The organism is Nocardiopsis chromatogenes YIM 90109 (genome assembly GCF_000341185.1).
Classification (GTDB): domain Bacteria; phylum Actinomycetota; class Actinomycetes; order Streptosporangiales; family Streptosporangiaceae; genus Nocardiopsis_A; species Nocardiopsis_A chromatogenes.
This window is the reverse complement of the sequence record NZ_ANBH01000103.1, coordinates 1-16,169: the sequence shown is the minus strand read 5'-3', so window position 1 is coordinate 16,169 and position 16,169 is coordinate 1. Positions and strand designations below refer to the sequence as shown.

The following is a 16,169-nucleotide window of genomic DNA, read 5'->3' as shown; positions in this document are numbered from 1 at the left end:
CCCGCCGTACTCGGCGGCGGCGTCGGTCAGCCAGTCGGCGAGGTAGCGGGCGTAGGAGGCGCGGACGAAGACCCAGAAGCCCGTGGCCGCGACGTCGTGGCGCATCAGGATCGCCGCGGTGCGCCCGACGTCGGTCTGCGCGCACCGGTCGGAGGCGAAGACCCGGGGGTGCAGGTCCAGCGCGCACCCCTTGCTCAGCACGTCGAGCGCCTTGGGGCCGGACACCTCGACGATCGTGCGGTGCGCCGACACGTCCACCACGGCGCCGAACGCGCGGTCCAGCGCCGCGGTCAGCGTGTCCTGAAGGCCCTGCGCGGCGCCCTCCGGCCCCACCAGCAGCCATTCGTCGGGGCCCAGGCCCAGGACGGCGACCCGCTCGGTGCGGGCCACCCCGCCCGGGCCCGGGAGCGCGGCGCCGAGCGCGGCCCCGATGCGCTCGGCCGCCGCGCCCCGGGGGTCCACCCGCAGCGTCACCTGGGCCCGGAAGGGCACCTCGGCGATGCGCACGGCCGACGGGGACGAGGCCGCGGCCAGGGCGCCGGCGCGGACCGCCAGCGGCGACGCGCCGTAGAGGTCAGCCGTCACGGCGTGCTCCTTCCTTGTCGTAGAACACGGGGTCGGTGATCTCGACCGGGACGAGCCGGTCGCCGACGTGGCCGTAGACCGTCTGCCCGATGCGGTCGCGCCCGCCCTTGACCAGGGCCAGGGCGAACGGGGTCCCCAGGGTGGCGCTGCGGTAGCTGGAGGTGACGTGGCCCAGCATCGGCACCGGGGGCTCCGGGAGCACCCGCGTCCCCACGATCTGGGTCCCCTCCGGGAGGACGCCTTCCCCCGCGGCGGGGATCAGGCCGACGAGCTGCTTGCGGTCGGTGCGGGTGTTGTCCGGACGGCTGAAGGAGCGGCTGCCGATGAAGTCCGCCTTCTTCTTGGACACCGCCCAGCCCATGCCCAGGTCCTGCGGGGTGACCGTGCCGTCGGTGTCCTGGCCGACGATGGGGAACCCCTTCTCCGCGCGCAGCACGTGCATCGTCTCGGTGCCGTAGGGGGTGATGCCGAACGGCTCCCCGGCCGCATAGAGGGCCTCCCAGACCTGCCGCCCGTGCCACCAGGGCACGTTGACCTCGAAGGCCAGCTCCCCGGAGAAGCTGATCCGGCACACCCGGGCCCTGCGGCCCGCGATCGTCCCGTGGCGCCAGCTCATGAAGGGGAAATCGGCGTTGTCCAGGTCGATGCCGGTGCACGCCCGCTCCAGCACCTCCCGCGAGCGCGGTCCGGCCAGCGCGATGGTGGCCCACTGCTCGGTCACCGAGGTCAGGTGCACCCGCAGGTGCGGCCACTCGGTCTGCAGCCAGTCCTCCAGGTGCTCCAGCACCCCGGCCGCGCCGCCGCTGGTCGTGGTGGCCAGGTACCGGTTCTCGCCGGTGCGCATGACGGTCCCGTCGTCGAAGACCATCCCGTCGGCGGTGCACATCAGCCCGTACCGGATGCGCCCGAGCTTGAGCGTGCTCATCATGTTCGTGTAGACGAGGTCGAGGAACGCCGCCGCGTCCGGCCCCTGCACGTCGATCTTGCCGAGGGTGGACACGTCCTGCATGCCCACGCCGGTGCGCACCGCGCGGCACTCGCGCAGCACGGCCGCCTCCATGTCCTCGCCGGGCCGCGGGTAGTACCAGGGGCGCTTCCACTGGCCGACGTTCTCGAACGGCGCCCCCCGCTCCACGTGCCAGTCGTGCATCGCCGTCACCCGGACCGGGTCGTACAGCTCGCCCCGCTCCCGCCCGGCCAGCGCGGCGAAGGACACGGGGCTGTAGGGCGCCCGGAAGGTGGTGGTGCCCACCTCGGACAGGTCGGCCCCCAGCAGTCCGGCGATGATGCCCGAGGAGACCGTCCCCGAGGTCCGGCCCTGGTCGTGGCCGGTGCCGATGGTGGTGAAGCGCTTGATGTGCTCCACCGAGGTCAGCCCCGCCCCGACGGCCTTGTCGATGTCGGCGACCGTGGCGTCGCGCGCCAGGTCCACGAACTGGCGGCCCGGCGCGCCGGCCTCGGGGTCGGGCACCAGCCACAGCGGCCGGCCCTTGGGGACCGGGTGCGGGTCGGTCTCGGGGCGGGGCGCGGCGCTGGCCTCCAGGCCGAGCCGGGAGGCCGCCTGCACCCCGGCCACCGCGCCGCTGGACAGGCACTGGGCGGTGGTGCGCAGCCCGGCCGCCGCCCCCGCCGGGTGCACGCCCGGAACGGATCCGGAGGGCAGGAACGCCCCCGCCGCCTCGTCGTAGGCGAGCGGGCCGCGGGCCTGGGAGTACAGGTGCACCGCGGGGTTCCAGCCGCCGGAGACCAGCAGCAGGTCGCAGTCGTGGTGCTCCTCGGGGCCGAGGGCGCCCGTGTCCGGGTCGAACGCGGCGATGCTGGCACCGGTGACGTGCTCCTCGCCGGACGTGCCGACCACGGCGTGGCCCGCGCGCACCGGGATGCCCTGCTCGGCGCAGCGCTTGGCCCAGAAGGGGGGAGGCTCCGGCCGCGCGTCGACGACCGCGGCGATCTCCACCCCGGCGCCGCACAGGTCCAGCGCGGCGGTGTAGGCGCCGTCGTCGGTGGTGAAGACGACGGCGCGCCGCCCCGGCAGGACCGCGTAGCGGTGCAGGTAGGTGCGGGCGGCCCCGGCCAGCATGGTGCCGGGGCGGTCGTTGTCGGCGAAGACCAGGGGGCGCTCGTGCGCCCCGGTCGCCAGCACCACCTCGTGGGCCCGGATGTGCCAGGTGCGCTGCCGGGTGAAGGCGTCGTCGCCCCGGTTCTCCACGGCCACCAGGTAGTTGGCGTCGTAGTGGCCGGTGACCGTGGTGCGCGGCAGCAGGCGCACCTCGGTGCGGCGGGCCAGTTCGGCCCGCGCCCGCTCCACCCACTCCATGGCCGGGGCGTGGTCGAGCATCTCCCCGCTGCCGAGCAGGCCGCCGCCGAACTCGGTGTCGGCGTCGGCGACGACCACCCGGGCGCCGCCGCGGGCGGCGGCCAGCGCGGCGGACAGCCCGGCCGGGCCGGCGCCGACGACGAGCACGTCGCAGTGGGCGTGCACGGCGTCGTACCGGGCGGGGTCGGGGTCGGGGGACAGGCGCCCCTGCCCGGGCAGGCCGACGGCCTCCAGCCCGTCGGCCAGCTCCACCGTGGTGGCGGTGAGCATCGGCTCGGGGAAGGGCTTTTCGATCTGCACCAGCGCGTTGGGCTCCTCGGGGCCCGCGGACAGGATGCCGCGGGGGCGCCCGTAGCGGATGCCGGTGGCCACCTGGTGCACGCCGTTGGCCAGCAGCGCCGAGGCCAGGGTGTCCCCGGCGAGGCCCTGGAGGTCGCGGCCGTCGAAGCGGAACGCCACGGGGCGCTCCCGGTCGATCCGGCCGCCTTCGTCGAGCCTGAACGGGCCGCTCACACCGTCACCGTCCTCTCCTCGTCCTCATGCGCGCCGGCGTCGTGGATCTCGTTGGTGGCGGTGTCCCGCCGGACCGTGAACCAGCGGCGGCAGCCGGACCGGTGCATCCAGCGCTCGGTGAACACGCCCTTGGGGTTGTCCCGGAAGAACAGGAACCCGGCCCACTCGGCGTCCGAGACCGCGTGCGGGTCGCCGGGGCAGGCCACGTCGGCCTGTCCGCCGTAGTGGAACTCGGTCTCGTTGCGCGGGCCGCACCACGGACACGGGATGAGCATCATGTGTGGGCCTCCTTCGGAGGGTCGTGCGGTGGGTCGTGGGATCTCTCGGTGCACCTCGGTGCGCCTCAGTGCGCCACCCCGGCGGCGCCGTGCTCGTCGATCAGCGCGCCGGTGGTGAACCGCTCCAGCCCGAAGGGGGCGTTGAGCGGGTGCGGCTCGCCGTTGGCGATGGTGTGGGCGAAGCACCAGCCCACCCCAGGGGTGGCCTTGAACCCGCCGGTGCCCCAGCCGCAGTTGACGTAGAGGCCCTCGAAGGGGGTGGGCCCCATGATCGCCGAGGCGTCGGGGGTGACGTCGACGACGCCCGCCCAGGTGCGCACCACGTGGGCGCGGGAGAACATCGGGAACAGCTCCACGGCCGCGGCCAGCTCGCGCTCGATGGTGTGGAACGCCCCGCGCTGCCCGTAGGAGTTGTAGGAGTCGATGCCCGCCCCGAGCACGAGCTCGCCCTTGTGCGCCTGGCTGACGTAGACGTGCACCGCGTTGGACATGACCACCGTCGGGTGGACCGGCTCCAGCAGCTCCGAGACCAGCGCCTGTAGCGGGTGGCTCTGCAGGGGCAGGCGCAGCCCGAGCGTGTCGGCCAGGACCGAGGTGTGCCCGGCGGCGGCCAGGGCGACCCGGCCCGCCCGGATCGGGCCGCGGGTGGTCTCCACGCCGATCACCCGGTCGCCGACCCGCTCGAAGCCGGTGACCTCGCACCCTTCGACCAGGTCCACGCCGAGCAGGTCCAGGGCGCGGGCGAACCCCCAGGCGACGTGGTCGTGCTTGGCGATGCCCGCACGCGGCTGCCAGGTCGCCCCCAGGACGGGGTAGCGCAGGTCGGGCGAGGTGTTCAGGATCGGGCAGGCCTCGGCGACCTGCTCGGTGTCCAGCCATTCGGCGTCGATGCCGTTGAGCCGGTTCGCGCCCACCCGGCGGACGCCGTCGCGGACCTCCTGCAGCGAGTGCGCCAGGTTCAGCACGCCCCGCTGGGAGAACAGCAGCGGGTAGTCCAGCTCGTCCTCCAGCCCCTCCCAGAGCTTGAGCGCGTGCTCGTAGAGCCCGGCACTCTCGTCCCAGAGGTAGTTGGAGCGGATGATCGTGGTGTTGCGGGCCATGTTCCCGCCGGCCAGCCAGCCGCGCTCCAGCACGGCGATGTTCGTGATGCCGTGGTTGACCGCCAGGTAGTAGGCGGTCGCCAGGCCGTGCCCGCCGCCGCCGACGATCACCACGTCGTAGGAGCTCTCGGGGTCGGCCGAGCGCCAGAGCCGGTCGGGGTGGTCGGGCAGGTCGGCGCCGGGTGTCCGCGGTGCCATCGGGACCCTCCGTTCGTCCGGGGGTGGGTGGGTAGGGGACGCGGTGCGGCAGCGTGCCGCAGGTCGTCGGCGACGTGCGTCGTCCGGGGGACCGGGAAGGGCGGGGCGGGCGGTCCCGGGCCCGCCGCGGTCTTTCGGAGGGCGGCGGCCGCGGCGGGCCGCGCACTGCCATGCAACTGAAATATCAGTTGGCGTTCAGGCTAGCAGCGGGGCCGCCGAGGTCAAGGGGTCCGCGGTGGCGGAGCGCGGTGGAAACGGGTCGGCGAACACCGGGTGAAGGAGATTCCGGGCAGGGGCTTGACCCCCGGTCCGGCCTCCGCGTACGTTGCCGTCGAATTGATATATCAGTGTGCGTTCAGTCGTCGGGGACGGTCCGACGAACGGCCCCGGCGCTTCCGCCGGGCCGCCCCGGCCACCCGCCCGCACGCCCCCCGCGGCCGCAGCCGCCCCGGCGGGCGCCGCCCCCGTGGTCATCACACTCCGCCCGTAAGGAGACCAGCATGGGTACGACCCCCCGAGTCGTGATCATCGGAGCCGGGATCGTCGGTGCCAACCTGGCCGACGAGCTGACCGAACGCGGATGGGACCGGGTCACCGTCCTCGACCAGGGGCCGCTGCCGCTCACCGGGGGGTCCACCTCGCACGCGCCGGGCCTGGTGTACCAGACCGGCCCCTCCAAGACGATGACCGGATTCGCCGCCTACACCGTCGAGAAGTTCACCGGCCTGGAGGCCGACGACGGCTGGTGCTTCAACCCCGTCGGCGGCCTGGAGATCGCGACCACCCCCGAGCGCCTGGCCGACCTGCACCGCAAGCAGGGATGGGCGGCCTCCTGGGGGATCCCCGGCGAGGTCGTCGGCCCTGAGGAGTGCGCCAAGCTCCACCCCCTGCTCGACGCCGACCGGATCCTGGGCGGCTTCCACACCCCCACCGACGGCCTGGCCAAGGCCTCCCGCGTCGTCGCCGTCCTCGCCGGCCGGGCCGAGGCGCGCGGCGCCGTCTTCCAGGGCGGCACCCGCGTGGTGGGCGTCAAGCACAGCGGCGCCCGCGTCACCGGGGTGGAGACCACACAGGGCGAGGTCCCCGCCGACATCGTCGTGTGCTGCGCCGGGTTCTGGGGCCGCGAGGTCGGCGCCATGGCCGGGATGACGGTGCCCCTGCTGCCCATGGCCCACCAGTACGCGCGCACCGCTCCGCTGCCCGAACTGGCCGGGCGCAACGACGAGCGCATCGAGGCGCGCCTGCCCATCCTGCGCCACCAGGACCGCGACCTGTACTTCCGCGAGCACGTCGACCGCCTGGGCATCGGCTCCTACGCCCACCGCCCGATGGCGGTGGGCCTGGACGAGCTGCCCCGCCTCGACGCCCCCACCGAGGAGGCCATGCCCTCGATGCTGGCCTTCACCGGCGAGGACTTCGCCGAGTCCTGGGAGCACGGCCGCCGCCTGCTGCCCGCCCTGGAGCAGGCCCGCATCGAGGACGGGTTCAACGGCGTCTTCTCCTTCACCCCCGACGGCGGCCCCCTCATCGGGGAGTCGCCCGAGGTGGCCGGGTTCTGGATCGCCGAGGCGGTGTGGGTGACCCACTCGGCCGGGGTGGCCCGGTCCGTCGCCCAGCTCCTGGTCGACGGCCGCAGCGAGCTCGACCTGCACGGCTGCAGCGTCCACCGGTTCGACGAGATCGAGACCGCCGACGCCTACGTGGAGGAGACCTCCCGGCAGAACTTCATCGAGATCTATGACGTCAAGCACCCGCTCCAGCCCAAGCTCTCGCCCCGCGACCTGCGCACCAGCCCCTTCCACGCACGCCAGAAGGAGCTGGGCGCCGTCTTCCTGGAGTCCCACGGCTGGGAGCGGCCGCACTGGTACGGGGCCAACGCCGCGCTGGCCAAGGACCTGCCCATGGACTGGCGCCCGCCGTCCCGCGACGCCTGGTCGGGCATGTTCCACGACACCTCCATCGTCGCGGTCGAGGCGTGGAAGACCCGCAACGCCGTCGCCATGTACGACATGACCTCGCTCAAGCGGGTCGAGGTCACCGGCCCGGGGGCACTGGCCTACCTGGACCGCCTGACCACCGGGAAGATGGACAAGACGGTCGGCGCCGTCACCTACACCCTGATGCTCGACGACGCCGGGGGCGTGCGCAGCGACATCACCGTCGCCCGCCTGGACGAGCAGGAATTCCAGATCGGCGTCAACGGCAACATCGACCTGGACTACCTCCGGCGCGAACTCCCCGGGGACGGGAGCGTGCGGGTCCGCGACATCACCGGCGGCACCTGCTGCATCGGCGTCTGGGGCCCACTGGCCCGGGACCTGGTGCAGCCGCTCACCCGGGACGACTTCTCCCACGAGGGCCTGCGGTTCTTCCGCTGCAAGCGCGCCCGCATCGCCGGGATCCCCGTCACCGCCATGCGCCTGTCCTACGTCGGCGAGCTCGGCTGGGAGATCTACACCAGCGCCGAGTACGGGCAGCGGCTCTGGGACGTCCTCTTCGAGGCCGGACGGGACCTGGGCGTGGTGGCCGCGGGCCGCGCCGCCTTCAACAGCCTCCGGCTGGAGAAGGGCTACCGCGCCTGGGGCGCGGACATGACCACCGAGCACGACCCCTACGAGGCCGGGGTGGGCTTCGCCGTCCGCCCCGACAAGGGCCCCTTCGTGGGGCGCGACGCGATCGCCGGGCGCGACGAGGGCTCGGTCGAGCGCCGCCTGTCCTGCCTGACCGTCGACGACCGCCGCAGCGTGCTGCTCGGCTCCGAACCGGTGCTCCTCGACGGCGACCCCGCCGGGTACATCACCTCCGCGGCCTTCTCCCACACGCTCGGCACGCCCATCGCCTACGCCTGGCTGCCCGCATCGGCAACGGTCGGCACACCGGTCGAGGTCCAGTACTTCGACCGGAGGGTGCGCGCCACCGTCGCCGCCGAACCCCTGGTCGACCCCGAGATGGCGCGCATCCGCCGCTGAACCGAGACCCCCCGCGCCGCCCCCGGCTCCGAACCCCTCACCGGGGGCGGCGCGGGGTCCATGGGCCCCCGGCACCGGGCCGCCCGACGATCCCTCAGGGGAGGGAACATGAGCCTGTCCGTATTCGATCTGTTCAAAGTGGGCATCGGACCGTCCAGCTCGCACACGGTCGGGCCGATGCGCGCGGCCTACCTGTTCGCCACCCGGCTGCGCGAGACCGCACAGCTGGCCCGCGTGGCCGGTGTCCGCTGCGAGCTGTTCGGGTCCCTCGGGGCGACCGGCCACGGCCACGGCAGCGTCAAGGCCGTGGTGCTCGGGCTGGCGGGGGAGCAGCCCCACCTCGTGGACCCCGTCGCGGCCGAGCCCGCGGTGCGGGCGGCGCGGGAGGAGGGGTGCCTCGTCCTGTTGGGGGAGCACAAGATCGCCTTCTCCGTGGACGACGACGTCGTCCTGCACCGCAGGCGCAGGCTCGACTTCCACAGCAACGGAATGGTCTTCGAGGCCTTCGACGACCGGGGGCGCACCGTGGAGCGCCGGGAGTACTACTCGGTCGGAGGAGGGTTCGTCCTCGACCAGGACGAGGCGGGCCGCCCCGTGCTCGTGGAGGACGCGACCCCGGTTCCCCACCCCTTCCGCACCGGCGAGGAGCTGCTCGCCCTGACGCGCCGCACGGGCCTGCCGGTCAGCGGCGTGATGATGGCCAACGAATGCGTCCGCCGCACCGAGCCGCAGGTGCGGGAGGGCCTCCTGCACATCTGGTCGGTGATGCGCGAGTGCGTGGACCGGGGGATGAGCGCCGAAGGCGTCCTGCCCGGAGGGCTCAGGGTCCGGCGCCGCGCCGGGGAGCTGCGCACCCGCCTGGAGTCGGGCGGTGACAAGGGCGACGCCCTGGCCGCCCTGGAATGGGTCACCCTGTTCGCCCTGGCCGTCAACGAGGAGAACGCCGCGGGCGGGCGCGTGGTGACCGCGCCGACCAACGGCGCCGCCGGGATCGTCCCGGCGGTCATGCACTACGGCCGGGCGTTCCTGGAGGACTTCGACGCCGACGCGGTGGTGCGGTTCCTGCTCACCGCCGGGGCGGTGGGGATCCTGTTCAAGGAGAACGCCTCCATCTCCGGCGCCGAGGTCGGCTGCCAGGGCGAGGTCGGCTCGGCCTGCTCGATGGCGGCGGCGGGCCTCGCCGAGGTCATCGGGGGCACCCCCGAGCAGGTGGAGAACGCCGCCGAGATCGGCCTGGAGCACAACCTGGGGCTCACCTGCGACCCGGTGGGCGGGCTGGTGCAGATCCCCTGCATCGAGCGCAACGCGGTGGCCTCGGTCAAGGCCATCACCGCCGCCAGGATGGCCGTCTACGGAGACGGACGCCACCACGTCACCCTCGACAAGGCCATCACGACGATGCGCCAGACGGGGGCCGACATGAAGGACAAGTACAAGGAGACCGCCAGGGGCGGACTCGCTCTCAACGTCGTTGAATGCTGAGGAGCATGCGATGGCCCGTTCGTTCGTCCTCACCCTGAGCTGCCCGGCGCGCACCGGGATCGTCCAGGCGGTCAGCTCCTACCTCTTCCAGCGCGGGTGCGACATCCGCGAATACCAGCAGTTCGACGACTCCGTCGGCGACCGCGTCTTCCTGCGCACGCAGGTCGCGGCCGACCGGGACGTCGACCTCGACGAGCTCTCCACCGGTTTCGAGCCCGTCGCCGCGGACTTCGAGATGGACTTCTCCTTCTTCGGGGACAGCCCCGCGCGCGTCCTGGTGATGGTCTCCAAGGCCGGGCACTGCCTCAACGACCTCATCTACCGGTGGCGTGCCGGGAGCCTCGGCGCGGACATCGCGGCCGTGGTCTCCAACCACGAGGACCTGCGCCCGATGGCCGAGGCCGCGGGCCTGCCCTTCGTGCACCTGCCCGTCACCCAGGGGACCAAGCCGGAGGCGGAGGCCCGGCTGCTGGAACTCGTCGACGAGTTCGGGGCCGACCTCGTCGTCCTCGCGCGCTACATGCAGATCCTGTCCGACCAGACCTGCAAGGCCCTCTACGGGCGGGCCATCAACATCCACCACTCCTTCCTGCCGGGGTTCAAGGGCGCCCGCCCCTACCACCAGGCCTACCGGCGCGGGGTCAAACTGGTCGGCGCCACCGCGCACTACGTCACCCCCGACCTCGACGAGGGGCCGATCATCGAACAGGAGGTCATCCGCATCGACCACACCTACGACCCGGAGGCGCTGCAGACGGTGGGGCGGGACGCCGAGGCCCTCGCCCTGTCGCGGGCGGTGCGCTGGCACTGCGAGCGCCGCGTGCTGCTCAACGGGGACAGCACGGTCGTGTTCCGGTAGCGCCGCCGCACACCCCGCCGTCCTCCTCCGTCCCGGCCCGGTGCCGGGGCGGGCTCTTCCCTGTCTCCCCTTCTCCACCCCTCCCGCGTGAGGAGCACTTCCATGACGACCGGTGAAATCACCGCCTCCAGCCCAGGCGAGGACCTTCCTGAGAGCCTGAAGGGAACACTTCCCGGCCACTACTACACCGACCCGGACATCTTCCGGGCCGAGCAGGCCTCGATCTTCGAGACCCAGTGGTTCTGCGCTTCTCTCGCGGCCGACCTGGCCGAGCCCGGACGGTTCGAGACCGTGCAGGTCGGCCGTGAGAGCGTGCTGGTGGCCCGCGGACGGGACGGCGCCGTCAACGCCTACCTCAACGTGTGCCGCCACCGCGGAGCGCGGCTGTGCACCGAGGAGAGCGGCCAGGTGCGGCGCGCCTTCCAGTGCCCCTACCACGCCTGGACCTACTCCCTGGACGGCAAGCTCGTCTCGGCCCCGAACCTGACGTCGATGCCGGACGTGGACCGCGCCCGCTTCGGCCTGCACCGGGTGCACGTGCGCGAGTGGCTCGGGTACGTATGGGTGTGCCTGGCCGACGAGCCGCCCTCCTTCGAGGAGACCGTCATCGGCGACGTCACCACCCGCCTGGGCACCCCTGACGCGATCGTGGGCTACCAGGTCGCCGACCTCAAGCTCGGCCGGCGCATCGAGTACGACGTGAAGGCGAACTGGAAGCAGATCGTCGAGAACTTCATGGAGTGCTACCACTGCGCGACCATCCACCCCGAGCTGACCGAGGTCCTGCCGGAGTTCGCCGACGGCCTGGCGGCCCAGTACTTCGTGGGCCACGGGGCCGAGTTCGGCCGGGACGTCGAGGGCTTCACGGTGGACGGGTCGGCCGGGGTCGAGCGGATCCCGGGGGTCAACGAGGAGCAGGACCGGCGCTACTACGCCATCACCGTGCGCCCGACCGTCTTCATCAACCTCGTCCCCGACCACGTCATCTTCCACCGCATGTTCCCGCTGGCGGCCGACCGCACCCTGGTCCGGTGCGACTGGCTGTACCTGCCCGAGGTCGTCGACTCGGGCACCGACATCGACCGCTCGGTGGAGCTGTTCCACCGGGTCAACCAGCAGGACTTCGACGCCTGTGAGCGGTGCCAGCTGGCCATGGACTCCCGGTCCTACCGGGACGGCGGTGTGCTGGTGCCCAGCGAGCACCACATCGGCGAGTTCCACGACTGGGTGCGCGGCTACACCGGCTGACCCGGGCGGGGGGAGCCCCGCGTGCGCGCACGCGGGGCCTTCAGCCGTGTCCGCGGCGGTCGGGCGTGGTGATCGGACCACGGCCTACTGCGCGGCGCCCGGGCACGGCCCTGGAGGCGTTCTCACCGGTCGGCTCGGTCTCATCGGTCGGCTCGGTCGGCGGCCCGCTGACCGGCTCCCCCGGCCGCCTGACACCGCCAGTGCCTTCGACGGCCCTGACCCGCGCAACACCCCGGAGCGACGGCGCCGTGCCGCCGGGATCACCGCGGGTTCCGCACGGGCGGCGTCCGCCGCCGTGCGCGCCCCCGGGCGTGCTCTACGGCTCCTCCCCGCGTTCCTCGCGCGGGTACTCCAAGGGCACGCCCTCGGGGGACAGCGGGGGAGGGGGCAGCTCTGAACTCGACGTCAGCGGCGCCGCGCCCTCCAGGGGGCGCCCGGCGTGCTCCCGGAGGAAGAAGGTGCTGGCCAACCCGACGACGCCCGCCCCGACCAGGTAGTAGCCCGGCCAGTCGAGGTCGCCGGTGGCCACGGTCGCGGCCTCGATCACCGTCGGCGCGGTGCCCGCGAACACCGACACCGAGACGTTGAAGATGACCGCGAGGCCGCTGTAGCGCACCATCGTGGGCAGCAGCGCGGGCAGCGTCGACGGGGACACCGCCGCGAAGCACACCAGCGAGGTCCCCATGATCAGCAGCCCGGCGATCTGGCCGATGAGGCCCTCGCGCAGCAGCCACACGGCCGGAAGCCCCAGGAGCACCAGGGTGGAGCTGGCCAGGATGAGGACCGGGCGGCGCCCGATCCGGTCGCTCAGCCGCCCCACCGACCCGATGGCGCACATCATCAGCAGCATCGTGCCGACCTGCAGGGCCGTCACCGTCGTGTCGTCGGCGCCGCCCGCGCCGTGGCGCGGGAGGGTGCCCGACAGGTAGGCGGGGACGTGGTTGGTCAGCACGTAGTTGGTGACGTTCCAGGCGATGGTCACCCCGGCCGCCACCAGCGCGGGAGCGCGGTAGTGGGCCGCGATGATCTGGACGGCGCGCCGGACCGACATCGTGGCCAGCGCGGGGGAGCGCTCCATGAGCTGGCGGAAGGCGGGGGTGTCCTCCAGGGACATGCGCAGGTACAGGCCGGTCAGCCCGAGGGGCAGGGCCAGCAGGAACGGCAGGCGCCAGCCCCAGGCGAGCAGGTCGTCGGCGGGCAGCAGCGCGATCACCGTCCCCGAGGCCGCCGCGCCCAGGGCGTAGCCCGCCAGCGTGGACAGCTCCAGCCGGCTGCCGAAGAAGCCGCGCCGCCGGTCGGGGGCGTACTCGGCGATCAGGGTCAGCGCGCCGGTGTACTCGCCGCCGGCCGCGAAGCCCTGCAGCATCCGCATCAGCAGCACCAGCAGCGGGGCGGCCAGGCCGACGGCGCCATAGGACGGCACCAGCCCGAGCAGGACCGTGGCCGCGGCCATCATCAGCATCGAGGCCGCCAGCACCTTGGTGCGGCCGAACCGGTCGCCGAGCCACCCGAAGACGAACCCGCCCAGCGGGCGTACCAGGAAGGCCGAGGCGAACGCGCCCAGGGCCAGGGCCGTGGTCCACGGTCCGGCGTCGGGGAAGAACACCCGGTTCAGCACGGCGACGGCCAGGTAGGAGTAGAGCCCGAAGTCGTACCAGGCGGCGAAGTTGCCGACCGCGGCCGCGCCGACCGCCTTGCGGACGATGCGCTCCTCCTGCACGACCGGCGGGGTCAGGCCCCGGCGCGGCCGCCTCGGCTTGTCGGTCATGCGCCTCCTCGGTGCGCGCCCTCGGCCCCGGGCGCCGCGGGGCCGGGGCCCAAAAGGCGAGGATTCGGGAGGTTGGTGTCGACGAGTGATATATCTCTACCCGGCACGCGCAACATACGGCACCTCCCGACGGGGGTCAAGGCGCGGGGATCCGGTCCGGCCTGCGGGGAACCCGGGGGTGCGGGTGCGGAAACACGAACGTCACGGACGAGTTCGAAACCGACCGTTGACGGGCGGTCCGGTGGAGCCGCATCCTGTGTGTTGCGCATCCCACCTTGGGTCTCGCAGTGTGCAACAGAAGCGAGAGGATTTTCGCGGACGTGCCCATCGCATCCCCTCCCAGGGGGCCGGTCGGAGGTGATCCGGCCGGAACCGGGCCCGTCCATCCGTCGGCGGACCGTTCCGGGGTGCGTACCGCGGCGCCGACCCCCTGACCCCACTGGCCGTCGAGAGATGACCGTTGACGAGCGGCGGACCGGACCGCCCTGAGTGCGTTGCGTATTACGGCATGAATTTCTCCATATGCAACTTGGAGGCGAGATGATCTTCGTGGGCGAGCTGTCCGAACTCCCGCCCGGAGAGTCGGTCCGGGTACAGGGGGAGGTGGCGATCGCGGTCTTCAACGCCGACGGCGAGCTCTACGCGATCGACGACACCTGCACCCACCAGGACGCGTCGCTGTCCGACGGATGGCTGGAAGGGTGCGCGGTGGAGTGCCCCCTGCACGCCGCCTGCTTCGACCTGCGGACCGGGCAGCCCAGCGGGCCGCCCGCCAAGAAGCCCGTCCGGACCCACGCGGTCGAGGTCCACGACGGCCAGATCTACGTCCGCGAGTCGGCCCCCGTCGGCGCGGCCCCGGTCGGCGCCGAGGCGGCCGTGGGCGAGGTGGTCCGATGAGGACCGCCACCGTGGTCGGGGCGTCCCTGGCCGGACTGGCGAGCGCCCGCGCGCTGCGCGAGCACGGCTTCGACGGCCGCATCACCGTCATCGGCGAGGAGAAGCACGCCCCCTACGACCGCCCGCCGCTGTCCAAGGAGTTCCTGGCGGGCACGGTCACCGAGGAGGACATCGGCCTGACCGCCGACGACGAGGACCTGCGGATCGACTGGGCCCTGGGCCGCACCGCCACGGCCCTGCACCCGCGCGAGCGCACCGTGGTCCTCGACGACGGCAACCGCGTCGCCTCCGACGCGGTCGTGCTGGCCACCGGCGCGCGGGCGCGCACGCTCCCCGGGCCCCTCCCCGGCGGGGTCCACACCCTGCGCACCCTCGACGACGCCCAGGCCCTGCGGCGCGAACTGGTTCCGGGGGCCCGGCTGGTGGTCATCGGGGGCGGGTTCATCGGCGCCGAGGTCGCCTCCACCGCGGCCGGCCTGGGCTGCGAGGTGGACGTCGTCGAGGCGGGGTCGGTCCCGCTCCAGCGCGTGCTGGGGGCCCAGATGGGGGCGGTCTGCGCGCGGCTGCACACCCGCAACGGCGTGCGCCTGCACCCCCACGGCCGGGTGGTGGAGCTCGTGGGCTCCGCCCGCGTCACGGCGGTCCGGCTGGAGGACGGCCGGGAGCTGCCGGCCGACACGGTGGTGGCGGGCATCGGCGCCCTGCCCAACACCGAGTGGCTCCACGGGTCGGGCGTCCTGGTCGACGACGGGGTCCGCACCGACGAGGCGGGGGCCACCAACGTGCCCGGGGTGGTCGCCGTCGGCGACTGCGCCAACAGCCACCGGGCCTACACCGGGGCCCCGCTGCGGCTGGAGCACTGGACCAACGCCCTGCAGCAGCCCGCGGCGGCCGCCGCGGCGCTGCTCGGCCGCGAGCACAGCCCGCCCGCCCACCACGCGGTCCCCTACTTCTGGTCCGACCAGTACGGCCACAAGATCCAGTTCGCGGGCCACCGCACCGACGCGTGCTCGGTGCAGATCGAGGAGGGGGACCCGGAGACGGGCGCGTTCCTGGCCCTCTACACCGACCGCGACGACGAGGTCACCGGCGTCCTCGCCGTCGACCTCCCGCGCCCCTTCGGCGGGTGGCGCAGAAAACTCGCCAAGCGGATCTGACCGGATTCCCGTCCCCGGGGGCGGGAATCCGACCTCCTCCGACCAGCCCGGACACGGGGCTCTCCCGCCAACGGCGTCTGCCGAGGCGGTGGAGCATCCGGCGGCCGGTGCCGGGCCTGCCGGGCCTGCCGGGCGGCCGAAGGCCGCCCGGCATACCTGTGCGCCGGTGGGCACGGCACCCGCACTCGGTTTCCCCGCCGCGCCGACGCAGCCGGGCGCGTCCGTGCCGAGGACGCGGCAGCGGGCCCGGCAACACCGGAACCGGCAAGCGTCGCACGGTGCGCGGCCCGAACGCCCCTCCGACCGATATCGCAGGGGACCACCGGAGGACTCGTCCCCGGGCGGGGACTCCGCGGGCCCCGGCCCCCGGCCGCCCCGGGGCCGGTGGGGCCACCGTGGTCCCAGCTCCTGTCCGGAGTACTGCGGCATCCCGCCGAGACTCGCCCCCGGCGGCCCCACCGGAGATCCCCGAGACCAACGGCGGAGGGGCCGGACGGAGGGGCACTCCGGACAGGACCCGGCTCGGACGGCGGCCGCAGGGCAGGGCCCTGAAGAGAGGCCGGATCCCCCCGAAGCCGCACCGCTCCGGCGGACGCGTCCCTAACCCGCCCCGCCCCGGGACCCGGGGGCGTCGGCCGCGATCCCCGCCCGCATGCCGATCACCGCCGCCTCGCCCCTGGTGGCCACGCCCAGCTTCTTGAGCACCGCGGAGATGTGGAACTTCACGGTGCTCTCGGCCACGCCGAGCTCCTGGGCGATGGCCCGGTTGCGCTTACCGGCCGCCACCAGGGCCAGCAC

Annotated in this window: 12 protein-coding genes; 6 read left to right on the top strand and 6 right to left on the bottom strand. The window is 73.6% G+C overall.

What is annotated here, in order from left to right:
• The 4 genes from D476_RS0110085 to D476_RS0110070 form a co-directional block, all read right to left on the bottom strand.
• Positions 1-585 (bottom strand): sarcosine oxidase subunit gamma (locus tag D476_RS0110085; protein ID WP_017623826.1); only part of this gene is annotated, 585 nt, incomplete at its 3' end.
• Positions 575-3,415: a 2Fe-2S iron-sulfur cluster-binding protein gene (locus tag D476_RS0110080; protein ID WP_017623825.1), complete on the bottom strand. Its 2,841-nt coding sequence runs from the start codon at positions 3,413-3,415 to the stop codon at positions 575-577. The genes D476_RS0110080 and D476_RS0110085, both read right to left, overlap by 11 nt.
• The gene (locus D476_RS0110075) at positions 3,412-3,693 is read right to left on the bottom strand and encodes a sarcosine oxidase subunit delta (RefSeq protein ID WP_017623824.1); all 282 of its coding nucleotides are present in this window, start codon (positions 3,691-3,693) and stop codon (positions 3,412-3,414) included. Before D476_RS0110075 ends, D476_RS0110080 begins: the two co-directional genes overlap by 4 nt.
• A 65-nt stretch (positions 3,694-3,758) precedes the next feature.
• Positions 3,759-4,991 carry a sarcosine oxidase subunit beta family protein gene (locus tag D476_RS0110070; RefSeq protein WP_017623823.1) on the bottom strand — a complete coding sequence of 411 codons (1,233 nt, stop codon included), beginning with the start codon at positions 4,989-4,991 and terminating at the stop codon, positions 3,759-3,761.
• Positions 4,992-5,491: 500 nt separating this feature from the next.
• On the opposite strand from D476_RS0110070, the gene D476_RS0110065 reads away from it, so the two are divergent.
• The 4 genes from D476_RS0110065 (at position 5,492) to D476_RS0110050 (ending at position 11,549) form a co-directional block, all read left to right on the top strand.
• The gene (locus tag D476_RS0110065) at positions 5,492-7,960 is read left to right on the top strand and encodes a GcvT family protein (RefSeq protein ID WP_026123386.1); all 2,469 of its coding nucleotides are present in this window, start codon (positions 5,492-5,494) and stop codon (positions 7,958-7,960) included.
• A gap of 108 nt (positions 7,961-8,068) precedes the next feature.
• A complete protein-coding gene (locus D476_RS0110060) occupies positions 8,069-9,442 on the top strand; it encodes an L-serine ammonia-lyase (RefSeq protein ID WP_017623821.1) in 1,374 nt (457 codons plus the stop codon).
• 10 nt (positions 9,443-9,452) lie between these two features.
• Positions 9,453-10,301 (top strand): formyltetrahydrofolate deformylase, encoded by an 849-nt coding sequence (gene purU, locus D476_RS0110055; RefSeq protein WP_017623820.1) that lies wholly within the window; start codon positions 9,453-9,455, stop codon positions 10,299-10,301.
• A gap of 102 nt (positions 10,302-10,403) precedes the next feature.
• On the top strand, positions 10,404-11,549 hold the full coding sequence (locus D476_RS0110050; protein WP_017623819.1) for an aromatic ring-hydroxylating oxygenase subunit alpha: 1,146 nt from the start codon (positions 10,404-10,406) through the stop codon (positions 11,547-11,549).
• A gap of 316 nt (positions 11,550-11,865) precedes the next feature.
• Here D476_RS0110050 and D476_RS0110045 read toward each other — a convergent pair whose 3' ends face one another.
• Positions 11,866-13,317 carry an MFS transporter gene (locus tag D476_RS0110045; RefSeq protein ID WP_017623818.1) on the bottom strand — a complete coding sequence of 484 codons (1,452 nt, stop codon included), beginning with the start codon at positions 13,315-13,317 and terminating at the stop codon, positions 11,866-11,868.
• A gap of 522 nt (positions 13,318-13,839) precedes the next feature.
• Here D476_RS0110045 and D476_RS0110040 point away from each other — a divergent pair.
• Both D476_RS0110040 and D476_RS0110035 read left to right on the top strand, forming a co-directional pair.
• Positions 13,840-14,214: a bifunctional 3-phenylpropionate/cinnamic acid dioxygenase ferredoxin subunit gene (locus D476_RS0110040; protein WP_239648659.1), complete on the top strand. Its 375-nt coding sequence runs from the start codon at positions 13,840-13,842 to the stop codon at positions 14,212-14,214.
• Positions 14,211-15,371, top strand: coding sequence for an NAD(P)/FAD-dependent oxidoreductase (locus D476_RS0110035; protein WP_017623816.1), 1,161 nt, complete (start codon positions 14,211-14,213; stop codon positions 15,369-15,371). The genes D476_RS0110040 and D476_RS0110035 overlap by 4 nt, the downstream gene beginning before the upstream one ends.
• 600 nt (positions 15,372-15,971) lie before the next feature.
• Here the strand turns inward: D476_RS0110035 and D476_RS32780 are convergent.
• Positions 15,972-16,169 (bottom strand): LuxR C-terminal-related transcriptional regulator (locus tag D476_RS32780; RefSeq protein ID WP_192826372.1); only part of this gene is annotated, 198 nt, incomplete at its 5' end.

Bases quoted from the DNA above. Each gene is read 5' to 3' on its own strand.
- D476_RS0110065 (WP_026123386.1), top strand. From the start codon at position 5,492: ATGGGTACGACCCCCCGAGTCGTGATCATCGGAGCCGGGATCGTCGGT.
- D476_RS0110075 (WP_017623824.1), bottom strand. From the start codon at position 3,693: ATGATGCTCATCCCGTGTCCGTGGTGCGGCCCGCGCAACGAGACCGAG.
- purU (WP_017623820.1), top strand. From the start codon at position 9,453: ATGGCCCGTTCGTTCGTCCTCACCCTGAGCTGCCCGGCGCGCACCGGG.
- D476_RS0110060 (WP_017623821.1), top strand. From the start codon at position 8,069: ATGAGCCTGTCCGTATTCGATCTGTTCAAAGTGGGCATCGGACCGTCC.
- D476_RS0110035 (WP_017623816.1), top strand. From the start codon at position 14,211: ATGAGGACCGCCACCGTGGTCGGGGCGTCCCTGGCCGGACTGGCGAGC.
- D476_RS0110070 (WP_017623823.1), bottom strand. From the start codon at position 4,991: ATGGCACCGCGGACACCCGGCGCCGACCTGCCCGACCACCCCGACCGG.
- D476_RS0110050 (WP_017623819.1), top strand. From the start codon at position 10,404: ATGACGACCGGTGAAATCACCGCCTCCAGCCCAGGCGAGGACCTTCCT.
- D476_RS0110045 (WP_017623818.1), bottom strand. From the start codon at position 13,317: ATGACCGACAAGCCGAGGCGGCCGCGCCGGGGCCTGACCCCGCCGGTC.
- D476_RS0110040 (WP_239648659.1), top strand. From the start codon at position 13,840: ATGCAACTTGGAGGCGAGATGATCTTCGTGGGCGAGCTGTCCGAACTC.